The organism is Pseudothauera nasutitermitis, from assembly GCF_004801295.1.
Lineage (GTDB): Bacteria > Pseudomonadota > Gammaproteobacteria > Burkholderiales > Rhodocyclaceae > Pseudothauera > Pseudothauera nasutitermitis.
The window spans coordinates 108,908-131,939 of record NZ_SSOC01000001.1 but is presented as its reverse complement, the minus strand read 5'-3'; the positions used below and the strand labels follow the sequence as shown (position 1 = coordinate 131,939).

The 23,032-nt window shown below is 68.8% G+C and carries 18 protein-coding genes; 6 read left to right on the top strand and 12 right to left on the bottom strand.

Going from position 1 to position 23,032, the window contains the following annotated elements; translation table 11 throughout:
* Positions 1 to 23 precede the first annotated feature (23 nt).
* The 3 genes from htpG to greB all read right to left on the bottom strand — a co-directional run bounded on the left by htpG (position 24) and on the right by greB (position 4,415).
* Positions 24 to 1,952 carry a molecular chaperone HtpG gene (gene htpG / locus E6C76_RS00640; protein ID WP_136346344.1) on the bottom strand — a complete coding sequence of 643 codons (1,929 nt, stop codon included), beginning with the start codon at positions 1,950 to 1,952 and terminating at the stop codon, positions 24 to 26.
* Between the two features lie 96 nt (positions 1,953 to 2,048).
* Positions 2,049 to 3,680 carry a methyl-accepting chemotaxis protein gene (locus tag E6C76_RS00635; protein WP_136346343.1) on the bottom strand — a complete coding sequence of 544 codons (1,632 nt, stop codon included), beginning with the start codon at positions 3,678 to 3,680 and terminating at the stop codon, positions 2,049 to 2,051.
* Positions 3,681 to 3,860: 180 nt separating this feature from the next.
* Positions 3,861 to 4,415: a transcription elongation factor GreB gene (greB, locus tag E6C76_RS00630; protein ID WP_136346342.1), complete on the bottom strand. Its 555-nt coding sequence runs from the start codon at positions 4,413 to 4,415 to the stop codon at positions 3,861 to 3,863.
* A 162-nt stretch (positions 4,416 to 4,577) separates the two neighbouring features.
* Between greB and E6C76_RS00625 the strand changes: the two genes are divergently transcribed.
* From E6C76_RS00625 to E6C76_RS00615, 3 genes are read left to right on the top strand one after another with little or no spacing between them, the layout of a single operon-like run.
* A complete protein-coding gene (locus E6C76_RS00625; protein ID WP_136346341.1) occupies positions 4,578 to 4,793 on the top strand; it encodes a YdcH family protein in 216 nt (71 codons plus the stop codon).
* Positions 4,794 to 4,829: 36 nt separating this feature from the next.
* Positions 4,830 to 6,131, top strand: a complete 1,302-nt coding sequence (locus E6C76_RS00620) for an O-acetylhomoserine aminocarboxypropyltransferase (RefSeq protein ID WP_136346340.1) — start codon at positions 4,830 to 4,832, stop codon at positions 6,129 to 6,131.
* A 5-nt stretch (positions 6,132 to 6,136) separates the two neighbouring features.
* Complete coding sequence (locus E6C76_RS00615) at positions 6,137 to 6,946, top strand: alpha/beta fold hydrolase (RefSeq protein ID WP_136346339.1); 810 nt, start codon at positions 6,137 to 6,139, stop codon at positions 6,944 to 6,946.
* A gap of 6 nt (positions 6,947 to 6,952) precedes the next feature.
* Here the strand turns inward: E6C76_RS00615 and E6C76_RS00610 are convergent, their stop codons facing one another.
* Positions 6,953 to 7,828, bottom strand: a complete 876-nt coding sequence (locus E6C76_RS00610; protein WP_230976115.1) for an endonuclease/exonuclease/phosphatase family protein — start codon at positions 7,826 to 7,828, stop codon at positions 6,953 to 6,955.
* 270 nt (positions 7,829 to 8,098) lie between these two features.
* Between E6C76_RS00610 and E6C76_RS00605 the strand changes: the two genes are divergently transcribed.
* Both E6C76_RS00605 and E6C76_RS00600 read left to right on the top strand, forming a co-directional pair.
* The gene (locus E6C76_RS00605) at positions 8,099 to 8,956 is read left to right on the top strand and encodes an HDOD domain-containing protein (RefSeq protein WP_136346338.1); all 858 of its coding nucleotides are present in this window, start codon (positions 8,099 to 8,101) and stop codon (positions 8,954 to 8,956) included.
* Between the two features lie 361 nt (positions 8,957 to 9,317).
* Positions 9,318 to 12,182 carry an adenosylcobalamin-dependent ribonucleoside-diphosphate reductase gene (locus E6C76_RS00600; protein WP_136346337.1) on the top strand — a complete coding sequence of 955 codons (2,865 nt, stop codon included), beginning with the start codon at positions 9,318 to 9,320 and terminating at the stop codon, positions 12,180 to 12,182.
* 69 nt (positions 12,183 to 12,251) lie between these two features.
* Here the strand turns inward: E6C76_RS00600 and E6C76_RS00595 are convergent, their stop codons facing one another.
* The 3 genes from E6C76_RS00595 to E6C76_RS00585 are packed head-to-tail and all read right to left on the bottom strand — an operon-like array spanning position 12,252 to position 18,175.
* A complete protein-coding gene (locus E6C76_RS00595) occupies positions 12,252 to 13,751 on the bottom strand; it encodes an efflux transporter outer membrane subunit (protein WP_136346336.1) in 1,500 nt (499 codons plus the stop codon).
* A gap of 16 nt (positions 13,752 to 13,767) precedes the next feature.
* The gene (locus tag E6C76_RS00590) at positions 13,768 to 16,962 is read right to left on the bottom strand and encodes an efflux RND transporter permease subunit (RefSeq protein WP_136346335.1); all 3,195 of its coding nucleotides are present in this window, start codon (positions 16,960 to 16,962) and stop codon (positions 13,768 to 13,770) included.
* A 10-nt stretch (positions 16,963 to 16,972) separates the two neighbouring features.
* The gene (locus tag E6C76_RS00585; protein WP_136346334.1) at positions 16,973 to 18,175 is read right to left on the bottom strand and encodes an efflux RND transporter periplasmic adaptor subunit; all 1,203 of its coding nucleotides are present in this window, start codon (positions 18,173 to 18,175) and stop codon (positions 16,973 to 16,975) included.
* 193 nt (positions 18,176 to 18,368) lie between these two features.
* Between E6C76_RS00585 and E6C76_RS00580 the strand changes: the two genes are divergently transcribed.
* On the top strand, positions 18,369 to 19,376 hold the full coding sequence (locus tag E6C76_RS00580; RefSeq protein ID WP_136346333.1) for a LysR family transcriptional regulator: 1,008 nt from the start codon (positions 18,369 to 18,371) through the stop codon (positions 19,374 to 19,376).
* Positions 19,377 to 19,417: 41 nt separating this feature from the next.
* On the opposite strand, the gene E6C76_RS00575 is transcribed toward E6C76_RS00580, so the two are convergent.
* From E6C76_RS00575 to nuoN, 5 genes are all read right to left on the bottom strand, one after another.
* On the bottom strand, positions 19,418 to 19,972 hold the full coding sequence (locus tag E6C76_RS00575; RefSeq protein WP_269140150.1) for a class I SAM-dependent methyltransferase: 555 nt from the start codon (positions 19,970 to 19,972) through the stop codon (positions 19,418 to 19,420).
* Between the two features lie 92 nt (positions 19,973 to 20,064).
* Positions 20,065 to 20,511, bottom strand: coding sequence for an HIT family protein (locus tag E6C76_RS00570; RefSeq protein ID WP_136346332.1), 447 nt, complete (start codon positions 20,509 to 20,511; stop codon positions 20,065 to 20,067).
* A 114-nt stretch (positions 20,512 to 20,625) separates the two neighbouring features.
* Complete coding sequence (locus tag E6C76_RS00565) at positions 20,626 to 21,183, bottom strand: NUDIX domain-containing protein (protein WP_136346331.1); 558 nt, start codon at positions 21,181 to 21,183, stop codon at positions 20,626 to 20,628.
* Entirely contained in the window at positions 21,180 to 21,515 is a 336-nt protein-coding gene (locus E6C76_RS00560; protein WP_136346330.1) for a DUF2818 family protein, read from the bottom strand. Before E6C76_RS00560 ends, E6C76_RS00565 begins: the two co-directional genes overlap by 4 nt.
* 22 nt (positions 21,516 to 21,537) lie before the next feature.
* Positions 21,538 to 23,013, bottom strand: a complete 1,476-nt coding sequence (nuoN, locus tag E6C76_RS00555; protein WP_136346329.1) for an NADH-quinone oxidoreductase subunit NuoN — start codon at positions 23,011 to 23,013, stop codon at positions 21,538 to 21,540.
* Positions 23,014 to 23,032: the final 19 nt, after the last annotated feature.

Here is a 23,032-nt window from a genome sequence, read left to right as displayed (position 1 = left end):
TCAAGCCGCGATGGCTACGCGGCTCAGTTGCCGCTCATCGCCAGCATCAACTGGTTGATGCGCTTCACGAACGAGGCCGGATCGTCCAGCGTGCCGCCTTCGGCCAGCAGGGCCTGGTCGAACAGCACCGCCGCCCAGTCGTCGAAGTGCTGCGTTTCGCCCTTCAGGCGCAGCACCGCCGGATGGCTGGGGTTGATCTCCAGGATGGGTCTGGACGCCGGCGCGTTCTGCCCGGCGGCCTTGAGGATGCGCGCCAGGTTCATGCCCAGGTCGTGCTCGTCGGCCACCAGGCAGGCGGGCGAGTCGGTCAGGCGCAGGGTGACCTGGACGTCCTTGACGCGCTCGCCCAGGCTGGCCTTCATCTTTTCCAGCAGTTCCTTGTACTCGTCGGCGGCCTTCTCGGCTTCCTTCTTCTCGGCCTCGTCCTCCAGCGCGCCCAGATCCAGGCCGCCCTTGGCGACGGAAACGAGCTGCTTGCCGTCGAATTCGGTGAGGTTGCCGGTGACCCATTCATCCACGCGGTCGGACAGCAGCAGCACCTCGATGCCCTTCTTGCGGAACACTTCCAGGTGCGGGCTGTTCCTGGCGGCGTTGAAGGTCTCGGCGGTGACGTAGTAGATCTTGTCCTGGCCTTCCTTCATGCGGCCGATGTAGTCGGCCAGCGACACCGTTTCGTCCGGCGTGTCGGCGTGGGTGGAGGCGAAGCGCAGCAGGCCGGCGATCTTCTCCTTGTTGGCGAAGTCCTCGCCCACGCCTTCCTTGAGCACCTTGCCGAATTCCTTCCAGAAGGTGGCGTACTTTTCCTTCTCGGCGGCCTCGTCGCTGTTGGCCAGGCTTTCCAGCAGGGCCAGCACCTTCTTCGTGCAGCCCTGGCGGATGGCGTCGATGTCCTTGGATTCCTGCAGGATCTCGCGCGAGACGTTGAGCGGCAGGTCGGCGGAATCCACCACCCCGCGCACGAAGCGCAGGTAGGTGGGCATCAGCTTTTCGGCGTCGTCCATGATGAACACGCGCTTCACGTACAGCTTGACGCCGTGGCGCGCGTTGCGGTCCCACAGGTCGAAGGGGGCGTGCGCGGGCACGTAGAGCAGCTGGGTGTATTCCTGGCGGCCCTCGACGCGCGCGTGGGTCCACGCCAGCGGTTCGTCGTAGTCGTGGCCGACGTGCTTGTAGAAGGCCTTGTAGTCGTCCTCGGCAATCTCGTTCCTGGGCCTGGCCCACAGCGCGCTGGCCTGGTTGACGGTCTCGTACTCGTCGCGGACCACCTGCTCCTTCTTCTCCTCGTCCCACTCTTCCTTCTTCATCTGGATGGGCTGGACGATGTGGTCCGAATACTTGCTGATCAGGCTCTTCAGCTTCCACGAGGACAGCAGGTCATCCTGGCCCTCGCGCAGGTGCAGGGTGATGCGCGTGCCGCGTTCGGCACGTTCGATCGGCTCGATGCTGTATTCACCGGCCGTGTCGCCGCTCATCGCGCATTCCCAGCGCACGCCCTCGGCGGCCGGCAGGCCGGCGCGGCGGGTATGCACGGTGACCTTGTCGGCGACGATGAAGGCGGAGTAGAAGCCCACGCCGAACTGGCCGATCAGGTGGGCGTCCTTCTGCTGGTCGCCGGTGAGCTGGCCGAAGAATTCCCTGGTGCCCGACTTGGCGATGGTGCCCAGGTTGGCGACCACCTCGTCGCGGCTCATGCCGATGCCGTTGTCGGTGATGGTGACGGTGCGCGCGTCCTTGTCGAAATCCACGCGGATCTTCAGCTCGCCGTCGCCCTCGAACAGTTCTGCCTTGTCCAGCGCTTCGAAGCGCAGCTTGTCGCAGGCGTCGGAGGCGTTGGAGATCAACTCGCGCAGGAAGATCTCGCGGTTCGAGTACAGGGAATGGATCATCAGGTGAAGCAGCTGCTTCACCTCGGCCTGGAAGTTCAGGGTCTGGGCGGTCGCGGTCTCGGACATCGATGAAACTCCGTTTTTCAGGTGAACGCGCCGCAGATGGGTACGCGGGGGGCGTATTTCAAGCCCCCGCCGCCATCCCATGCGAAACGCTGCCGCTCAGTAGCGGAAGCGCCCCACCAGATCGCGCAGCGCCACCGCCAGGCGCTCCAGTTCATCGACCACTTCCACTGCCGCACCCATGGAGTCACTGGTGCCTTCGACCATGCGGGCGATGTGTTCGACCTGCCCGCCGATGGCCGCGGACACGGCGGTCTGTTCCCTGGTGGCGCCGGCCACCGCGCGGATGCGTTCCAGCGCGACCCCGGTGCCGCTGCGGATTTCGCGCAGCGAGCCGGCCGCGCCCTGCACCAACTCCACCCCGGCATGCACCTGCCCGGCAGCCTGCCCCATGACGTCCACCGCGCTGCGCGTGTCGGCCTGGATGCTGGCGATCATCCTGCCGATCTGCACGGTGGCGTTCGCCGTGCGCTCGGCCAGGCTGCGCACCTCGTCGGCCACCACGGCGAAGCCGCGCCCCTGTTCGCCGGCGCGCGCGGCCTCGATGGCGGCGTTGAGCGCGAGCAGGTCGGTCTGCGTGGCGATCTCCTTGATCACCCCGGCGATGGAGCCGATCTCGTCGGCGCGCGCCACCAGTTCGCGGATCTTTTCCGCCGCGCGTTCCACGGTGGCGGACATCGCCTCCATCTCGCGCATCGCCTCGTCGGCGCGCGCCTCGCCCTGCTCGGCGAGCACCGCCGCGCGGGCGGAGTTGTCCTCGGTCTCGCGCGCACTGTCGGAGATGTGGGAAATGCTGGTGGTCATCTGCTCCACCGCCGCGGCAATCGACGAGGCTGCCGACGATTGCCCGTGCGAGGCCTCGGCCACCGAGCGCGACACCCCGGACAATTCGTGCGCGTTGCCGGTGACGCGCTCGGCGTTGGCGCCGATCTCGCCGACCATGCCGCGCAGGCCGGCGACCATCTGCGCCAGCGCGCCGAGCAGGCTGTCGCGGTCGCCGCCGGCGCGCACGTCCACGGTCAGATCGCCGCCGGCCACGCTGCGCATCACCTCGGCCGCGTAGGCCGGCTCGCCGCCCAGTTGATTGATCACCCCGCGCACCACGCGCCAGACGAAGAAGCCGAGCAGCACCATCAGCCCCAGCACGACGGCGGCGAACTGGTACAGATGGGCGAAGAAGGTCGCGCGGATGTCGTCCACATAAATGCCGGAACCGATCACCCAATCCCACGGCTGGAACTGCTTCACGTAGGACAGCTTGGGCTGCGGCGCCTCCGCGCCCGGCTTCGGCCACAGGTAATCGACGAAGCCAGCGCCCTGGGTGCTGGCCACGCGGACAAATTCACGGAACAGATATTTGCCGGTCGGGTCGCGATCACCCCCCAGGTCGCGCCCGTCCAGTTCCGGACGGATCGGGTGCATGACCATGCGCGGCGTGCTGTCGTTGATCCAGAAATATTCCACGCCGTCGTAGCGCAGCCCACGCAGCGCAGCCTTGGCGGCCTCCTGCGCCTCGGCGCGGCCCAGCCGGCCCGTGCGCTCCTCCTCGTGGTAGTGGGCCACCACGCCATGGGCGACCTCCACCAGGCTGCGCACCGCGCGCTGATAGTCTTCCACCATGCGCGCGCGGTACTGCTGCAGGGCCAGCGCGGAAAGCAGCAGGGTACCGGCGAGCGCGACGACGAGCACCAGCACGAAGCGGTGCATGACCGACATGGATTTGAACAACATGATGCTTCCTTTCACGGCGAGGCGTTGCAACGGCGCGGAAAACGCCGCGAGGCTCTATGACTTACGGCCAAATGGCACATAAGTTTAGCCTGTCCGGTGATAAACCATTTAAATGTCGCGGTTTCCCACCGGCCCATCCGTCTTCAGGCAGACCAATCCACCCGGCCGCATGCCGTTCCGTCAGCGGTAGGCGATCTCCAGCACCTCGATCTCGCGCGGCCCGGCCGGACTCATGAAACGCACCACCTCGCCCTCGCGCGCCTTCAGCAATGCGCGCGCCAGCGGGGCGATCCAGCTGATGCGCCCGGCCGAGGCATCGGCCTCGTCCACGCCGACGATCTGCCAGGTCTGCTCCTCGCCGCCGTCCACGTCGCAGATGGTCACCGTGGCGCCGAAGAACACCTGATCGGTATTCTCCTGATCGGCCGGATTGACCACCGTGGCGTTCTCCAGACGCTTGATCAGGAAGCGGATGCGCCGGTCGATCTCGCGCAGGCGCTTCTTGCCGTAGATGTAGTCGCCGTTTTCCGAGCGGTCGCCATTGCCCGCCGCCCAGGACACGGTTTCCACCAGTTTTGGACGCTCGACGCGCACCAGCTGGTCGAGTTCCTCGTGCAGCGCATGGTGGCCGCGCCGGGTCATGTAGTTCTTGCTGCCGGGCGGCAGGCGCAGGGCCGGGGCGAGGGTTTCGTCGTCGTCCTCGCCGTCGCCTTCCTTGACGAATGCCTTGTTCACGGGAAAAGCCTGAAAAAACGCTGATCGAAACGGAATGGTAATCCACCCTCCGCATCCCGCGCAGCCGCGCCGCACATTGTCACGCGCGGCGCACGCGCATACCATTGCCCCGGAACCGAACCGATCAACCGCGCCCCTGCGCCATCGCCGGATCGCCCTTCGATGAACGACAGCTCCTTCGACGAACCGACCAGCCCGCAGGCCCGCCTCGAAGCCCTGCGCGCCGAGCACCGCGATCTGGACGACGCCATCGCCCGCCTCTCCGAGGCGCCCGCGGAAGACGAACTGCTGCTGCGCCGCCTGAAGAAGCGCAAGCTCGCGCTCAAGGACCGCATCACCGCACTGGAGCGCGCGCTGGAACCCGACGAACTGGCCTGATCCGCCCCACCCACGCCCCACCGGACCCATCCGCCCATGACCACCACGCCTTACGGACGGGAGACGCTCGCGCTGCACGCGGGCCAATCCCCCGACCCCACCCACGGCTCGCGCGCCGCGCCCATCCACTTCACCACCAGCTACGTGTTCCCCGACGCGGACCGCGCCGCCGAACTGTTCAATCTGGAACGCCCCGGCCACGTCTATTCGCGCATCTCCAACCCGACCAACGCGGTGCTGGAAGAACGCGTCGCCGCGCTGGAAGACGGCGTCGGCGCGGTGGCCTGCGCCAGCGGCCAGGCCGCGCTGCATCTGGCCATTGCCACGCTGATGGGCGCCGGCGGGCACATCGTCGCCTCGCGCTCGCTGTACGGCGGCTCGCACAACCTGCTGGGCTACACCCTGCCGCGTTTCGGCATCGCCACCACCTTCGTCGATCCCCGCGACCCGGACGCCTGGCGCGCCGCCGTGCGCCCGGAAACCCGGCTGTTCTTCGGCGAATCGCTGGGCAACCCGGGGCTGGACGTGCTGGACATTCCCAGCGTCTCGGCCATCGCCCACGAGCATCGCGTGCCGCTGCTGGTCGATGCCACCCTGGTCAGCCCCTGCCTGCAGCGCCCGCTGGAACTGGGCGCCGATCTGGTGATGCACTCGGCCACCAAGTTCCTCGGCGGCCACGGCGTGGCGGTGGGCGGCGTGGTGGTCGATGGCGGCCGCTTCGACTGGGAAGCCTCCGGCCTGTTCCCCACCCTCACCGAACCCTACGACGGCTTCCACGGCATGGACTTCGCCGAGGAATCGCCGGTCACCGCCTTCCTGCTGCGCACGCGGCGCGAGGGCCTGCGCGACTTCGGCGCCTGCCTGTCGCCGATGAACGCCTTCCAGCTCCTGCAGGGCCTGGAAACCCTGCCGCTGCGCATGCGCGCCCACGTGGACAACGCCCGCGCGGTGGTCGCCCACCTGGATGGGCATGCGGTGGTCGAGCGCGTCTCCTACCCCGGCCTGGAAAGCCACCCCGACCACGATCTGGCCGCCCGCCTGCTGCCCTTCGGCTGCGGCTCCATCCTGTCCTTCGAACTGAAGGGCGGGCGCCCGGCCGGGCGTGCCTTCATCGAGGCGCTCAAGCTGTTCTCCCATCTCGCCAACGTCGGCGACGCCAAATCACTGGTCATCCACCCGGCCAGCACTACCCATTTCCGCATGTCCGCAGCCGATCTGGCCGCTTCCGGCATCGGCGAAGGCACGGTGCGCCTGTCGGTGGGCCTGGAATCGGCCGGGGACCTGATCGCCGACCTCGACCGCGGCCTGCACGCGGTCGCCAAACTGTTGAAAGAGTAAGCGCCATGGATCTAGACGTACTCGGCCAGCGCACGCGCCTGTATACAGGCGGGCGCGCCTTCGACCGCCGCCTGCCCGCCGTGGTGCTGGTGCATGGCGCCGGCCACGACCACAGCGTATGGAACCATCAGGCCCGCCACCTGGCCCATCACGGCTTCGGCGTGCTCGCCCCGGACCTGCCCGGCCACGGCGCCTCCGCCGGCCAGCCGCTGGCCTCCATCGAGGCCCTGGCCGACTGGCTGGCCGCCGTGCTCGACGCTGTGGGCGTGGAACGCGCCACGCTGGCCGGCCACAGCATGGGCTCGCTGATCGCCCTGGAAGCCGCCGCCCGCCACCCGGCGCGCGCCGCCGCGCTGGCGCTGATCGGCAGCGCCGCGCCGATGCCGGTGGCCCCGGTGCTGCAGGAAGCCGCCGAAACCGACCGCCCCAAGGCCCACGGCATGATCAACCAGTGGTCCTACACGCCGGCCTCGCACCTGGGCGCCAGCCCGGCGCCCGGCCTGTGGCTGCCCGGCGCCAATGCCCGGCTGATGGGGCACCAGCACGCCGGCGTGCTGGCCACCGACCTGGCGGCCTGCAACGCCTACCAGCACGGCCAGCAGGCCGCCGCGGAAATCCGCTGCCCCACCCTGCTGATCTACGGCGAACGAGACCAGATGACCCCGGCGCGCGCCGCGCGCCCGCTGCGCGAGGCATTCACCGCCGTGCCCGGCGGCACCCGCGTGGTCACCCTGCCGGCCACCGGCCACGCGCTGATGGCCGAGGCGCCGGACGGCGTCACCGACGCGCTGCGCGGCTTCCTCGCCGCGCGCTGAGCCGCTTCAGGCGTCCGCCCCCAGCACCAGCAGCACCGGCTGGTGGTCGGACGCCGCGCTGTGCGCATCCACCTGCAGGTCGCGCACGCGCGCGGCCAGATCGGCACTGACCAGGAAGTAATCGCAGCAGTACGGCCGGTCCGGCCATTCGGCGCCGTGCAGCCCCACCGTGGGCGCATGCGCCGCCGTGCCGTGCACCAGCGGCCAGGCGTCGCGCCAGCCCGGCAGCGCGGCATCCGGCGATCGGCACAGCGCGGCGTGCTCGGCGCTGTCCGGCGTGCAGTTGAAATCCCCGCACAGCACTGCCGAAGGCGGACGCGGACGGGCGGCGAAGGCCGGGTTGCCCTCCTTGCCGGCCACGCTGCCCGCGCGCCCGGCGATCTCGCGCTGCAGTTCCCGCAGGGCCTCGGCCTGGGCGCGGCGCTGGCGCCCGGAGTAGTACTCCAGATGCGTGGTCATCACCCGCAGCCAGCCCCATGGCGCCTCCACCACCACTTCCAGGCAGGCGCGCGGCATCGATGGCAGGCCGGGATCGGCCGGCGCCGGCAGGGCATGGCGGAATACCTGATCCACCGGCAGGCGCGACAGGATCAGGTTGCCGAAGCGCGCCCGCCCGCCTTCATCGTCGCGCGCGTCGATGGCCGCGCCGAACACCGCCTCATGTTCGGGAAAAGCCTCGGCGAAGAAGGCCACCTCGTCCTCGCGCGCGCCGCCCGGCAGCCCGGCAAAGTTGCTCGCCACCTCCTGCAGGCAGATCACTTCCGGCCCTGCGCCGCCGCCCAGGCGGCGCAGATCGTCCGCGCTGCGGCGCAGATCCACGCGCCCGTCCGCGCCGCGCCCCCACTGGATGTTCCAGCTCACCATGCGCACCGTGGCGTCCATCGCCCTGTCTCCCTTTGCCATTCGTCCGGCGGATTATGAGGCAAGCTGCGCACACCCCTGCCCCCGGCGCGCGCGCCGGGGCATAATGCCGCCCACCACGAACCACCCACCCGCGCCCATGCCCAGTCGCCCGCGCCCATCCCGAACCCCGCTCGCCAGCCCGCACGGCCCCGCCCGTCCACCGGCCGCCTTGTGGCAATGCGTGCCGCGACGTTTCCCGCGCGCCGCGCTTCGCCCATAATTCCCACGTCAGCCCTTCGGAAACCCTTCATGCATTCGGCCCAGGAACTGGTCTCCCAGCTCGACGCGCTCGCGTCCCTGCCCAGGGTGTATTACCGCATCCGGGAAGAGCTGGATTCCCCCGAGGGCTCGGTGACCGGGGTGGGCCATCTGGTGGCCGCCGACCCGGCACTCACCGCCCGCCTGCTGCGCGTGGTCAACAGCGCGCTGTACGGCTACGGCGGCCAGGTGGATACGGTGAGCCGCGCGGTGCAGATTCTGGGGCTGCAACAGATCCACGACCTGGTGCTGGCGATGTCGGTGAGTTCGGTGTTCGCCGGCATCCGCCCGGACCGCATGGACATGAACCGCTTCTGGCGCGGCAGCGTGATGTGCGCGCTGGCTTCGCGGGCGATTGCGCGCAACTGCGGGCTGCCCAGCGCGGAGCGCCTGTTCGTCCTGGGCATGCTGGCCGATCTGGGACACCTGGCGATGTATCAGGTGGTGCCGGAACTGGCCGGTGAGGCGCAGCAGGCCGCCGACGAGACCGGCGAACCCCTGCACGAGGCCGAGCGCCGCCTGATCGGCTGCGATTTCGCCGAGGTGGGCGCCACGCTGGTCGACCACTGGCGCCTGCCGCCGTGCTTCGCCGAGGCCCTGGGCGCGCAGCTGCAGCCGCGCCTGGGCGGCGACAGCGCGTTCGACGCAGCCATCCTGCACGTCGCCAACCAGGTGGTGCACGCCGACCGCAACGGCGAATCGAGCGAGGAGGCCGCCGCGCGCATCGACAGCTCGGTATGGATGCAGCTGGCGATGTCGCCGGCCAAGCTGGGGCGCATCCGCGAGGAAGCGGAACTGCATCTGGCGGCCTACGTGGCGCTGTTCTTCCCCAAGCTGGGCGTTCAGTAGAGCCCGGGCGGAGGCGGCCCGCGCCACGCGGGGCGCCGCCGCGTGCCGTTCCTGCGCTGCCCCAGCGCGCTGCCGACACGGCACCGGATCATGCGGATGCGCGTCCCTCTCGACACCACTCTGCCCCCTGCATGGAACCGATGCCGGAGGCATTCCTTTCCCCGTATTTTCAAAGGTTTCAGCCCCCATATCGGCAAATCATCGCTACTAGATGTAGTAGATGATCAATCATTGACATACGATGATTTTTTATAATTACTTGTTTTTGTTGATTTTTATTTTTTTGCACTGAGAAGTATTTGGGGCTATGCTTCACAGCGTTCCAGCTCCCACGCACAAACGACAACGGACCCCACCACCCATGAGCGCAACCACCCACACCCAGGCGGGCGGCAAGGCCGACGCCTCCACGCTCGCGCCGCAGGAAATCTCCGGCGAAGTGCTGCTCGAGAAGTACGCCAAGGGCGACGAAGCCACCATCACCGAAGTGCGCCGCCGCGTGGCGCGCGCGCTGGCCGCCGTCGAGGCGGAAGACAAGCGCGCCCACTGGGAAGCCAAGTTCCTCGAAGCGCAGGAAAAGGGCTTCGTGCCCGCCGGGCGCATCAACAGCGCCGCCGGCACCAAGCTGCAGGCCACGCTGATCAACTGCTTCGTGCAGCCGGTGGGCGACTCCGTCACCGAGGCCGTGGACGGCCGTCCGGGCATCTACACCGCGCTGGCACAGGCCGCCGAGACCATGCGGCGCGGTGGCGGCGTGGGTTATGACTTCTCCTCCATCCGCCCGAAGGGCGCGCTGGTCAAGGGCACACACTCCAACGCCTCCGGCCCGGTGTCCTACATGCGCGTGTTCGACCGCTCGTGCGAGACGGTGGAATCCGCCGGGGCGCGGCGCGGCGCGCAGATGGGCGTGCTGCGCTGCGACCACCCGGATATCGAGGAATTCATCCACGCCAAGGACCAGGGCGACCTGACCAACTTCAACATCTCGGTAGGCGTCTCCGACCTCTTCATGCAGGCGGTGGAAGCCGACGGCGACGTTGAACTGCTGCACAAGGCCGAACCGACCGCCGAACTGAAGGACAACGGCGCCTACCAGCGCGACGACGGCCTGTGGGTCTATCGCAAGGTGCGCGCGCGCGAGCTGTGGGACCAGGTGATGCGCTCCACCTACGACCACGCCGAACCGGGCATCCTGTTCCTCGACCGCATGAACCAGGACAACAACCTGTACTACTGCGAGACCATCGAGGCCACCAACCCGTGCGCCGAGCAGCCGCTGCCGCCGTATGGCTGCTGCTGCCTGGGGTCGATCAACCTCACCCCCTTCGTCAAGAACCCGTTCACCGCGCAGGCCGAGTTCGACTACCCGGCCTTCGGCAAGGTCGTGGACGTGTCCATCCGCATGCTGGACAACGTGCTCGACGTCACCCACTGGCCGCTGGAGCAGCAGTCCAACGAAGCGCAGTCCAAGCGCCGCGTCGGCCTCGGCTTCACCGGCCTGGGCGACACGCTGATCATGCTCGCCAAGCGCTACGACACGCCGGAAGCGCGCGAGGAAGCGCGCAAGATCTCCGAGTACATGCGCAACCGCGCCTATCTGGCCTCGGTGGAGCTGGCGCGCGAGCGCGGCGCCTTCCCGCTGTTCAACGCGGACCTGTACCTGTCCGGCGGCAACTTCGCCTCGCGCCTGCCGGCCGACGTGAAGGACAAGATCCGCAAGCACGGCGTGCGCAACTCGCACCTGTTGTCCATCGCGCCCACCGGCACCATCAGCCTGGCCTTCGCCGACAACGCCTCCAACGGCATCGAGCCGCCGTTCTCCTACACCTACACGCGGCGCAAGCGCATGGCCGACGGCACCTTCAAGGAATACGCCGTCGAGGACTACGCCTGGCGCCTGTACCGCCACACCGGCGGCAACGTGGACAAGCTGCCGCCCTACTTCGTCACCGCGCTGGAAATCTCCGCGCAGGCGCACAAGGACATGGTGGCGGTAGTGGCCCCGTACATCGACACGTCGATCTCCAAGACCGTCAACGTGCCGGAAGACTACCCCTACGCCGAGTTCGAGGATCTCTACCTCACCGCCTGGAAGGCCGGCCTGAAGGGCCTGGCCACCTACCGGCCCAACTCGGTGCTCGGCTCGGTGCTCTCGGTCACCCCCTCCGCCGAGCAGAAGCAGCCGCACGACGTGGAGATCGCCGACGCCAACAAGCGCCTGTCGATCAAGAGCCTGCCCGCCCCGGTACTCGCCAGCCTGCGCTGGCCGGGCCGCCCCGAGATGCCGGACGGCAACATGGCATGGACCTACATGCTCAGCACCCCCAGCGGCGACTTCGCCCTGTTCGTCGGCCAGGACGGCAACAACGGCGGCAGCTTCCCCTTCGAGGTGTGGGTGAACGGCGCCGACCAGCCGCGCGGCCTGGGCGCGGTGGCCAAGACCCTGTCGATGGACATGCGCGCCAACGACCGCGGCTGGCTCAAGCTCAAGCTCGACACCCTGGCGCGCACCGTGGGCGAGAAGTCCTTCGAGATGCCCTTCCCGCCCCACGGCGAGAAGAAGCTGATGCCCGGCGCGGTGTCCGCCTTCGCCCAGGTGGTGCGCTACCGCTGCGAGCAGCTCAACGCCTTCGGCACCGAGGAAGCCTCGCCGGTACTGGAGACCCTGTTCAGCCAGGAAGAGCCCAAGACCGGCACCGACGGCACGCTGTCGTGGACGGTGGACATCTACAACCCGGCCACCAGCGAGGATTTCGTCCTCGGCCTGAAGGAAATCACCCTGCCGGACGGTGTCACCCGCCCCTACTCGGTGTGGCTGTCCGGCAACTACCCGCGCGCCCTGGACGGCCTGACCCGCATCCTGTCGCTCGACATGCGCGTCATGGACCCGGCGTGGATCGGCATGAAGCTGCGCAAGCTGCTGGATTACCCCGAGCCGCTGGGCGACTTCATGGCCTTCATCCCCGGCACCAAGCGCCAGCAGAACTACCCCAGCACCGTGGCCTACATCGCCCAGCTGATGATCCACCGCTACGCCATGCTCGGGGTGCTGGATGAAAAAGGCTACCCGACCCGCGAGATGGGCATCCTGGAATCGCCGCGCGACGACAGCGAACCGCAGCTGATGCAGGGCGCGCGGTGCAACGAATGCGGCAACCACACGGTGATCCGCAAGGACGGCTGCGACTTCTGCACCGCCTGCGGCGCGGTGGGCACCTGCGGCTGATTCCGGCCGCCGTCACGGCGAAAGGCCGCGTGCTTGGGCACGCGGCCTTTTGTTTTCCCGGCTGCCGGTTCAGTCGGCCGCGGCGGCGGCCAGCGGCAGCCGGCCCGGCTCTGCGTCCCAGCCGCCGCCCAGCGCGCGGATCAGTGCCACCGTCGAACGCGCGCGCTCGCCGTCGAGCTGTACGGACACCCGGCGCTGCTGCAGCACGCTGCGGTCGGCGTCGATGACCTCGAAGTAGCTCGCCGCGCCTTCACGGTACTGCAGTTGCGACAGCCGTGCGGCGCGCTCGGCCGCCGCCACCGCCTCGTCCTGGGCCTGGGTCTGGTTGCCGAGGATGCGCAGGCTGGCCAGTCCGTCCTCCACCTCGCGGAAGGCACCCAGCACGGTCTGGCGGTAGCGCGCCACGTCTTCCTCGTAGGCCGCGCGGCTGCGGTCGAGTGCGGCCTGCCGGCGGCCGCCGTCGAAGATCGGCAGCGACAGCATGGCGCCCGCCAGCGGGCCGAGCAGGAAGGTCCGGCTCGACCACTGGAACAGGTCGCCCAGTTCGGCGGACTCGTAGCCGAGCGCGCCGGTCAGCGTCAGGCGCGGGAAGAAGGCGGCGCGCGCCGCGCCGATGCGGGCATTGGCCGCGGCCATGGCGCGCTCGGCGGCGGCGATGTCGGGGCGGCGTTCGAGCAGCGCCGAGGGCAGGCCGGCAGGCACGTGGACCGCGACACGGTCCAGCGGCCGGGCGGCGAAGGCGAATTCGGACGGCGGCTTGCCGAGCAGGATGGCCAGCGCGTGTTCCGCCACGGCGCGGCGGCGGGCGACGCCGTGGGCTTCCGACTGGGCCGAGGCCAGCTCGGTGCGGGCGCGGGCCACGTCCAGCTCGCCGATGTCGCCGGCCTCGAAGCGGCGCTGCACCAGCTTCAGCGCCTCGCCGCGCAGTGCCACGGTGGCGCGGAACAGCGCCTGCTCGGCGTCGAGTTCGCGCAGCAGGAAGTAGGCCTGGGCGACGTCGGCCTGCAGCGCGAGCTGCACCGAGCGCAGCAGGGCTTCGTACTGCTGGGTGTCGGCAGAGGCCGCTTCCACCGTCGAGGCGACGCGGCCGAACAGGTCCACTTCATACGAGATGCCGGCCTGGACGCGCCACAGGGTATTCGGCGAAACGGAAGCATCCTCGTCCAGCCCCTGGGAGGCGGGCGAAGGGCGCTGGCGGGTGGGGCCGAAGCCGGCGTCCACCTGCGGCACGCGCTCGGAACGGGCGCTGCCTTCCAGTGCGCGCGCCTGGGCGAGACGGGCGGCGGCGGCCTTGAGGTCCTGGTTGGCGGCCAGCGCCTCGGCTTCGAGCGCGTTCAGCGTCTCGTCGCCGAACAGCCGCCACCATTCGCCCCGGTGCCGCTCCTCGGCCGGCGTGGCGGTCTTCCAGCGTGCCGCGGCGGCGGCTCCCTGCGCCGGGTCGGCCTCCTTGAAGGCGGCTGGGGTGGCGACTTGCGGGCGCTCGTACACCGGCGCCAGCGAGCAGCCTGCGAGCGTGAGCAGGGTGGCGAGCAGCAGCGGAATCCGCCGCGCGAAGGGAATCGTATTCATGTCGTCGGCTCCGGGCTCAGGACGCCAGATGGGGCGCGGGGATCGGCGCCGCGTGCGGGCTGGCCGTGTGCAGCTTGCTGCCCTTGCCCAGGCTGCGCAGCAGCACGTAGAACACCGGCGTCAGGAAGAGGCCGAACAGCGTCACGCCCAGCATGCCGAAGAACACCGCGATGCCCATCGCCTGGCGCATCTCGGCGCCGGCACCGGAGGACAGCACCAGCGGTACCACGCCCATGATGAAGGCGATGGAGGTCATCAGGATGGGACGCAGGCGCAGCCGGCTGGCTTCGATCGCGGCTTCCCTGGGCGTGCTGCCGTGCAGTTCCAGTTCGCGGGCGAACTCGACGATGAGGATGGCGTTCTTGGCCGACAGCCCCACCAGCACCATCAGCCCGATCTGGGTGAACAGGTTGTTGTCGCCGCCGGTCAGCCACACTCCGGTGAGAGCGGCGAGGATGCTCATGGGCACGATCATGATCACCGCCAGCGGCAGGGTCAGGCTCTCGTACTGCGCGGCCAGCACCAGGAAGACCAGCAGCACGCTGATCGGGAAGACCCAGAGGCCGGCGTTGCCCGCCAGGATCTGCTGGTAGGTGAGGTCCGTCCATTCGAACTTGATGCCGGGCGGCAGAGTTTCGGCGGCGATGCGCTCAGCCGCGGCCTGGGCCTGGTCGGAGGAGTAGCCGGGCGCCGGGCCGCCGTTGATGTCGGCCGCGGTGTAGCCGTTGTAGCGCACCACCATTTCCGGGCCGAAGCCGTTGTGTACCCGCAGCAGCGAGGACAGCGGCACCATCTCGCCGGCGGCGTTGCGCGTCTTCAGCTGGCCGATGTCCTCCGGCCGGGCGCGGAAGGGCGCGTCGGCCTGGGCGCGCACCTGGTAGACGCGGCCGAAGCGGTTGAAGTCGTTCACGTAAAGCGAGCCGAGGTAGATCTGCATGGTGTCGAACACGTCGGTGACCGACACGCCGAGCTGCTTGGCCTTGACCCGGTCCAGATCCACGTCGAGCTGCGGCACGTTGATCTGGTAGCTGGTAAAGGCGGGGCCGAGTTCCGGCGCCTGTTGCGCGGCGGCGATGAAGGCCTTGGCGGCAGCGTCCAGTTCAGCGTAGCCGAGCGCGCCGCGGTCCTCGATCTGCAGCTTGAAGCCGCCCAGCGTGCCCAGGCCCATCACCGGCGGGGGCGGGAACACGGCGATGAAGGAATCCTTGATCGCCGCGTACTTGCCGTTGAGCGCGGCGGAGATCGCATCAGCGGACAGTTCCGGCGCGCGCCGTTCGTCGAAGGGCTTGAGGGTGACGAACACAATGCCCGCCGACGAGCTGTTGGTGAAGCCGTTGATCGACAGGCCGGGGAAGGCGATGGCGCTCTGCACGCCAGGCTGTTCCAGGGCGATCTCGCCCATGCGGCGGATGACGTCCTCGCTGCGGTCCAGCGAGGCGCCGTTGGGCAGTTGGGCGAAGCTGATCAGGTACTGCTTGTCCTGCGCCGGCACGAAGCCGCCGGGCAGCACCCAGGAAACTCCTGCCGTGAGCGCCAGCAGTACCGCATACACGCCCATCACCCTGCTCTTGCGCGAGATCGCGCCGGCGACGCCGCGGCCGTAGTCCTCCGAGGCGCGGCCGAAGACGCGGTTGAAGCCGGCGAAGAAGCCGCCGAGCGCGCGGTTCATCGCGCGGGTGAGCCAGTCCGGCCGCTGGTGGTCGTGGTGGCCCTTGAGCAGCAGCGCGGCCAGCGCCGGCGACAGGGTCAGCGAGTTGAAGGCGGAGATCACCGTGGAGATGGCGATGGTCATCGCGAACTGCTTGTAGAACTGGCCGGTGAGCCCGGTCATGAAGGCGAGCGGCACGAACACCGCCACCAGCGTGAGCGCGATGGCGATGATCGGGCCGCTGACCTCCTGCATCGCCCGGTAGGTGGCGTCGCGCGGTGTGAGCCCGGCGGCGATGTTGCGCTCCACGTTCTCCACCACGACGATGGCGTCGTCCACCACGATGCCGATCGCCAGCACCATGCCGAACAGCGACAGGGCGTTGATCGAGTAGCCGAAGGCCAGCATCAGGCCAAAGGTGCCGACGATGGACACCGGCACCGCCAGCAGCGGGATGATGGAGGCGCGCCAGGTCTGCAAAAACAGGATGACCACCAGCACCACCAGCGCCACCGCTTCGAGCAGCGTGGTGATCACCGCCTTGATGCTGGCGCGCACGAACTGGGTGGGGTCGTACTCGATGCGGTAGTCCACCGATTCGGGGAAGTCCTGCTTCAGCTCGGCCATCGCCGCGCGCACCTGCTCAGACACCGCCAGCGCGTTGGCGCCCGGCGCCTGCATGATGCCCATGCCGATGGCGGGCTTGTTGTCGAGCAGCGAGCGCAGGCCGTATTCGGCCGCGTCCAGCTCGACGCGGGCGACGTCTCCCAGCCGGGTGACGCCGCCGTCGACCGAGGTCTTCAGCACGATATCGCGGAATTCCACCTCGGTGGTGAGCCGCCCCTGGGCATTCACCGAGAACTGCAGCGGCACGTCGGCGAGCGTGGGCGAGGCGCCGATCACGCCGGCCGCGACCTGCACGTTCTGCTCGCGGATGGCGCGCACCACGTCGCTGGCGGTGAGGCCGCGCTGGGCGACCTTGCTGGGGTCCAGCCAGACGCGCATGGCGTAGTTGCCGGCGCCCCAGATGCTCACCTCGCCGACGCCGGAGATGCGCGACAGGCGGTCCTTGACGTTGAGCACCGCGTAGTTGCGCAGGTAGGTGGCGTCGTAGCGGTCGTCGGGCGAGATGAGGTGCACCACCAGGGTCAGCGTCGGCGAGCTTTTCACCGTGGTCACGCCAAGGCGCTGCACGTCCTCCGGCAGCCGCGGCAGCGCCTGGGAAACGCGGTTCTGCACCAGTTGCTGGGCCTTGTCCGGGTCCATGCCGAGGCGGAAATGCACGGTGAGCGCGAGGTTGCCGTCGCTGTTGGCCTGGGACTGCATGTACAGCATGTCCTCGACGCCGTTGATCGCCTCTTCCAGCGGCGAGGCCACAGTCTCGGCGATTACCCTGGGGTTGGCGCCGGGGTACTGGGCGCGCACCACCACCGAGGGCGGCACCACTTCCGGGTACTCGGAAATCGGCAACTGGAACATCGCCAGCAGGCCGCCGAGCAGGATCAGGATGGACAGCACGCCGGCGAAGATGGGCCGGTCGATGAAGAATTTCGAGATGTTCATGGCGGGGTGCTCAGCTCCTGCCGGCGCTGCCGGCGTCGTTCGCAGAAGCGGCGGGAGTGGCCGGGGCGGCTTCGCCCGACATCAATACCGGGTTGGGCTGCACGGTCTGGCCGGGGCGGGCGCGCTGCAGGCCGTTGACCACGATGCGCTCGCCCGCCTGCAGGCCGCTCTCCACCACCCGCAGCGGACCCTGCGCCGCGCCCAGCGTGACTTCGCGGTAGGCGCTGCGGTTGGACTCGTCCACCACCAGCACGAAGCGCTTGTCCTGGTCGGTGCCGATCGCCTTCTCGTCGATCAGCAGGGCCTCGCGCGGCGTGCTGCTGCCCAGCCGGATGCGGGCGTAGAGGCCGGGCAGCAGGGTGCCGTCGGCGTTGTCGAACACCGCGCGCACTCGGATCGTGCCGCTGGAGGTGTCCATGCGGTTGTCCACCGAGCTGACCGTGCCGCTACGCGGGTGGCCGTCCTCGTTGGCCAGCCCCAGGTGCACCGGCACGCCGGCCTCGCCCTGGCGGCCGTTGATGATGGCGAGGAAGCTTTGCTCGTCCACGTCGAAGGCGGCGTACATGCGCACCACCGACACCAGCGTGGTGAGCGGCGGGCTGCCCGGACCTGCAGCGACCACGTTGCCGACGGTCACTTCCGCCCGCGACAGCTTGCCCGCCACCGGCGCGGTGATGCGGGTGTATTCCAGGTTGAGGCGGGCCGATTCCAGCGCGGCGCGGGCGGCCAGCCGGTTGGCCTCGGCCTCGCGCGCGGCGTTGCGCTTTTCCTCGAAATCGCGCCGGGCGATGGCGTTGTCGGCGATCAGCCGCTCGCCGCGGGCGAGTTCGCCGGCGGTGTAGGCGGCGCGCGCCTCGGCGGCGGCAAGCTGGGCGTGGGCATGTTCGAGGGCGGCGGCGTAGGGCCGGGGGTCTATGGTGAACAGCGGATCGCCCTTGTTCACCAGGGCGCCATCGTGGAAATGCACTTCGGTGAGGGTGCCGGAGACCTGCGGCCGGATTTCCACCCGGTCCACCGCTTCCAGGCGGCCGGAGTAGCTTTGCCAATCGGTGATCTGCCGGCTGGCGACGGTGGCCACATCCACCGGGCTGGGCGGCGGCGCGGCGACGGCCTGGGCGTCGGACTGCACGCCGAGCACGGCGAGACTACCGCCCAGGGCGAGCAGCACCGCAGCCGTGATGGCGAGGAGATAGGGTTTGCGCGGAAGGGACATCGTGGTGCTCCTGTCGGGAATGGCGGCACCGGCTTCGGTCATGCCGCAGTGCATCAATCTTGGGTGTTGTTTCGGCCCGGATAAATGTGCCGGATTCGGAAACACTATTCGTGAATGGCGAATAATCCAGTCAGTAATTGGCGGATAATTCAGCCACTGACGGGATCGCGGGCAGGCGCAAGGAGCAGAGGGAATGGATCGTTTTCAGGCCATGCAGGTGTTCACCCGCGTGGTGGACGCCAACAGCTTTTCGCGCGCGGCCGACAGCCTCGGGCTGCCGCGCGCCACGGTCACCACCATCATCCAGAACCTGGAACGCCTGCTGCAGGTGCGGCTGCTCAACCGCAGCACGCGGCGGCTGAGCCTGACCCAGGACGGCGCCGCCTATTACGAGCGCTGCGTCGCCATCCTGGCCGACGTGGAGGAAACCGAAGCCTCCTTCCGCGAAGCCGCGCGCAGGCCGCGCGGCCGGCTGCGCATCGACGTGCCGGCCGCGATCGGCCGCCTGGTGCTGATCCCGCAACTGTGCGAGTTCCACGAACGCTGCCCCGAACTGGAGCTGGCCATCGGCATGAGCGACCGCCCGGTGGACATGGTGCGCGAGGCGGTGGACTGCGCCATCCGCATCGGCAGCCTGCCGGACTCCTCGCTGGTGGCGCGCCGCATCGGCACCCTCTTCGGCGTCACCTGCGCGGCACCGAACTACCTGGAAGACTATGGCGAACCGCGCACCATCGCCGACCTCTCCGGCCACCACGCGGTGCATTACTTCTCCAGCCTCACCGGCCGCGGCATCGACTGGGATTTCGTCGTGGATGGCGTGGTCACCGAGGTCAAGATGCGCAGCGTGGTGTCGGTCAACGACAGCGACGCCTATCTCGCCTGCGCGCTGCAGGGCTTCGGCCTGGTGCAGGCGCCCCGCTTCATGGCCCTGCCCCACCTGGAGTCCGGCGCCCTGCGCGAGGTGCTGCCCCAATGGCAGCCGTCACCCCTGCCGATCTCGGTGGTCTATCCCGCCAACCGCCACCTGTCGGCCAAGGTGCGTGCCTTCGTGGACTGGGTGGCCGAACTCTTCGCCGCCTGCCCGCAGCTGGGCGGCCGGGCCGCGGTGGACTACTGCTGCAGCTACGAGGGGCCGTGCACCGGCAACACGCTGCGCTCGGTGGCCGAGCAGCACAATCTGGCCGAGAGCGTACTCTAGGGCGTGTTCACGCGATCCGCGGCGGATCGCGTGAACACGCCCTAGGCCAGGAGCGGGCGGCGCAGCAGCGCCACGTCCTTGGCCGGCACCTCCAGATGCCAGCCCAGGTGTCCGGCCAGCCAGGCAAACGTCTCCTCCCGGTAGAACACCACATGGGTGGGATCACGCCGGTAGTGCCAGTTGGCGAAACGCGCGTCGTCGGTCTGGAAGCAGGTCATCACCGCCAGCCAGCCGCCCGGGCGCAGCAGGCCGGCCAGGCGCACGAACTCGGCGGCCGGATCGTGGAAATGCTCGGCGACCTCGGTGCAGGTGATGAAATCGTAGTCGCGCGCCAGCACGGCCGCATCCGGACAATAGTAGGGGTCATAGCAGGCCACCCGGTGGCCGCCCTCCGCCAGCATGGCCGCCAGCGCCGGCCCCGGTCCGCAGCCGTAGTCCAGGCCCTCTGCGGAACCGGACAGGCGCTGCATCAGCGGCTCGGCGATACGGGCGAGAAAGCGGCGGTAGCCGGGATCGTCCGGCGCGTTCCGGTGGGTGTCGTAGAACGCGCGCTCGGCATCGCGGCCGAGGCGCTGCGCCGGTTCGAGGAAACTCAGCCGGCAGTCTTCGCACCGCCAATAATCACGTCCCCCGGCACGGACCAGCGGCCGGATGGCCGTGCCCCCGCACAGCGGACAGGCAGGCAGGTTCAGGCCTGCTCCAGCGCGGCGCGCAGGCGCTGCGCATGGCCCTGCAGCACCTCGAACGGCGGCTCCTTGCGCGGCCAGGTGAGCGCGATGCCGTCGTCGGCGTGGCGCGGCACCACGTGCATGTGGAAGTGGAACACGGTCTGGTCGCCTTCCCTGCCGTTGGCCTGCAGCAGCGTGAGGCCGGGCGGGTCGAAGGTGTCGCGCACCGCCAGCGCCACCCGACGAGCGGTGCGCAGGACCGCGCCGGCCTCTTCCTCGGTGAGTTCGAGCAGGTTGGCCGCGTGGCGCTTCACCGCCACCAGCACGTGGCCCGGATTGCACTGGCCGATGTCCATGAAGGCGAGGGTCAGTTCGTCCTCGTATACGCGCGCGGCGGGTATCTCGCCGGCGATCAGCCGGCAGAAGATGCACTGGCCGGGCGGCGAGGTATCGACGAACATGGGCATGGCGGGTCTCCGTTGTCGTTGTCGGCATCCGTGCAGGAGCGGCCTTGGCCGCGATGCGGCTGTGGTTTCCGCATAGGCCGCATCGCGGCCAAGGCCGCTCCTACGGGGAGTGTATCAGCCGCGCAGCAGGGGCAGCGCACGGAACAGCGCGGAGATGGTCTTGCCGTCGGTGATGCGGCCGTCGTGTACGGCGGCCTCGGCTTCGGCTGGCGACAGGCTGAGCAGTTCGAGGAATTCGCCCTCGTCGAGCGCATTGCCGACCTGGGTGAGACCGCGCGCCAGGAAGAGTTCGATGCGTTCGTCGGAATAGCCGATGCACGGGTGCATCACCCCGAGATAGTACCAGTCGCTCGCCTCGTAGCCGGCCTCCTCGCGCAACTCGCGGCGCGCGCAGGCCAGCGGCTCCTCGCCGGCGTCGAGCTTGCCGGCGGGAATCTCCAGGAAGGCGCGACGCAGGGGGTAGCGGAACTGGCGCTCGAACACCAGGGCGCCATCGGGAAGCTGGGCGACGATGGCCACCGCGCCGGGGTGGCGGATGTATTCGCGCCCGCCCTCGGCGCCATCGGGCAGGCGGACCCGGTCGCGGCGGACTTTCAGCAGGCGGCCGTCGAAGACCAGTTCGGAGGCCAGTTCGACCTCTTCAAGCGGATCTGCGCCGAGCGGTTCGCTCATGCACGCTGCGGCGTACTGCGGCGCCGGCTGCCGTGCCACAGATAGCGGTAGACGAAACCGGGGAAGGCGAAGACCACGAACATGCTCAGCGTGGTCGCGTAGAACTCCCAGTTCTGTGCATAGGCGCCGCCGTGGCTGCTCGATTCGATCAGGTGCGCCAGCGCGCCGGCCACGAAGTACAGCAGCAGCAGTTCGAGCAGGCGCCAGGCGAGGCCCTTCTGCCCGGCGGCCGGGCGCCGGATGAACAGGATGCGCTCGAACAGGAACGGCAGGTTGGCGGCCACGAAGGCCAGCGCGAGCAGGATGTAGACGCCGGCGGCTTCCTGACTCATCGCGCGACGCGCTCCCCGCCGATCAGACCAGCGAGGCCAGCAGCGCGAACACGCACAGCGACATCAGCGCGTTCGGCATCAGGCCGAGCACGGCGATGGACAGGCCATTCACCGACAACATCACGCGCACGTCGGCCGGCGCATGGATGGGCGCGCTATCCACCGGCTCGTCGAAGTACATGACCTTGACCACGCGCAGGTAGTAGTACGCGCCGATCACCGACATGATCACCGCCAGCACGGCCAGCCAGATGTAGCCGGCGGCCACCACCGACTGCAGCACGGCCAGCTTGGCGAAGAAACCGATGAAGAACGGGATGCCGGCCATGGAGAACATGACGATCATCATCATCGCGGCAAACCACGGGCTGCGCTTGTTGAGGCCCTTGAAGTCGTCGATGTTCTCGGCTTCGAAGCCGGCGCGCGAGAGCAGGATGACCATGCCGAACGAGGCCAGGCTCATGATGACGTAGGACACCGCGTAGAACATCGCTGAGCTGTAGGCGCCGAAGGCGTAGTGGCGGTCGCCGTCCACCACGCCGGAGAGCAGACCCAGCAGCATGAAGCCCATGTGCGAGATGCCCGAGTAGGCCAGCATGCGCTTGATGTTGCTCTGCGCGATGGCCGCCAGGTTGCCCAGGATGATGGACAGCACGGCGAGGAACATCAGCATGGCCTGCCACTGCTCGGCCAGTTCGAACAGGCCGAACACCAGCAGGCGCATGGCCATGGCGAAGGCGGCCAGCTTGGGCGCGGTGGCGATCAGCAGGGTGACCGCGGTGGGCGCGCCCTGATAGACGTCGGGCACCCACATGTGGAAGGGCACCACGCCGAGCTTGAAGGCGATGCCGGCCATCAGGAACACCAGGCCGAACAGCAGCACGGTCTTGTTGGCGGACTGGTAGTACAGCGCTTCGTGGATGGAGCCGAAATCGAGCGCGCCGGTGGCGCCGTAGATCATCGACATGCCGTACAGCAGCAGGCCGGAGGCCAGTGCGCCGAGCACGAAGTACTTCATCCCCGCTTCGGTGGAGCGCGCGGAATCACGGTCGAAGGCCACCATGGCGTACAGCGACAGCGACATCATCTCCAGGCCGATGTACAGCGTGAGCAGATGGTTGGCGGTGACCATGACCATCATGCCCAGGGTCATCAGCACGGCCAGCAGGTGGTATTCCGGGCGATCCATGTTGCGGTCGGCCAGGTAGCCGCGGCCGTACAGCAGGGCGATGGCCACCGCGAAGTAGATCAGCAGCTTGAGGAAGTTGCCCAACAGGTCGCCGACGAACATGTCGCTGAAGGTATACACGACCTGGTCGCTCATGGTCACGAAGATCGTGATGAAGGCCGCGCCGATCAGCGTGAATTGGGCGAGCACGTAGGCCAGCGTGCGTCCGACGCGGCGGGCGAAGGTGCTCGCCAGCATGATCACGAGGGCCATCACGGCGACGAAGATCTCGGCCGCTGCGGGGTAGAAGTCGGGGACTACGAAGTTCATCTTCTGACCGATCCGTAAT

Excerpts from the sequence above, each read along its gene's own strand:
- htpG (WP_136346344.1), bottom strand. The coding sequence starts at position 1,952 with ATGTCCGAGACCGCGACCGCCCAGACCCTGAACTTCCAGGCCGAGGTG.
- E6C76_RS00635 (WP_136346343.1), bottom strand. The coding sequence starts at position 3,680 with ATGTTGTTCAAATCCATGTCGGTCATGCACCGCTTCGTGCTGGTGCTC.
- E6C76_RS00625 (WP_136346341.1), top strand. The coding sequence starts at position 4,578 with ATGAACGACAGCTCCTTCGACGAACCGACCAGCCCGCAGGCCCGCCTC.
- E6C76_RS00620 (WP_136346340.1), top strand. The coding sequence starts at position 4,830 with ATGACCACCACGCCTTACGGACGGGAGACGCTCGCGCTGCACGCGGGC.
- E6C76_RS00615 (WP_136346339.1), top strand. The coding sequence starts at position 6,137 with ATGGATCTAGACGTACTCGGCCAGCGCACGCGCCTGTATACAGGCGGG.
- E6C76_RS00610 (WP_230976115.1), bottom strand. The coding sequence starts at position 7,828 with ATGGACGCCACGGTGCGCATGGTGAGCTGGAACATCCAGTGGGGGCGC.
- E6C76_RS00605 (WP_136346338.1), top strand. The coding sequence starts at position 8,099 with ATGCATTCGGCCCAGGAACTGGTCTCCCAGCTCGACGCGCTCGCGTCC.
- E6C76_RS00600 (WP_136346337.1), top strand. The coding sequence starts at position 9,318 with ATGAGCGCAACCACCCACACCCAGGCGGGCGGCAAGGCCGACGCCTCC.
- E6C76_RS00595 (WP_136346336.1), bottom strand. The coding sequence starts at position 13,751 with ATGAATACGATTCCCTTCGCGCGGCGGATTCCGCTGCTGCTCGCCACC.
- E6C76_RS00590 (WP_136346335.1), bottom strand. The coding sequence starts at position 16,962 with ATGAACATCTCGAAATTCTTCATCGACCGGCCCATCTTCGCCGGCGTG.
- E6C76_RS00585 (WP_136346334.1), bottom strand. The coding sequence starts at position 18,175 with ATGTCCCTTCCGCGCAAACCCTATCTCCTCGCCATCACGGCTGCGGTG.
- E6C76_RS00580 (WP_136346333.1), top strand. The coding sequence starts at position 18,369 with ATGGATCGTTTTCAGGCCATGCAGGTGTTCACCCGCGTGGTGGACGCC.
- E6C76_RS00570 (WP_136346332.1), bottom strand. The coding sequence starts at position 20,511 with ATGCCCATGTTCGTCGATACCTCGCCGCCCGGCCAGTGCATCTTCTGC.
- E6C76_RS00565 (WP_136346331.1), bottom strand. The coding sequence starts at position 21,183 with ATGAGCGAACCGCTCGGCGCAGATCCGCTTGAAGAGGTCGAACTGGCC.
- E6C76_RS00560 (WP_136346330.1), bottom strand. The coding sequence starts at position 21,515 with ATGAGTCAGGAAGCCGCCGGCGTCTACATCCTGCTCGCGCTGGCCTTC.
- nuoN (WP_136346329.1), bottom strand. The coding sequence starts at position 23,013 with ATGAACTTCGTAGTCCCCGACTTCTACCCCGCAGCGGCCGAGATCTTC.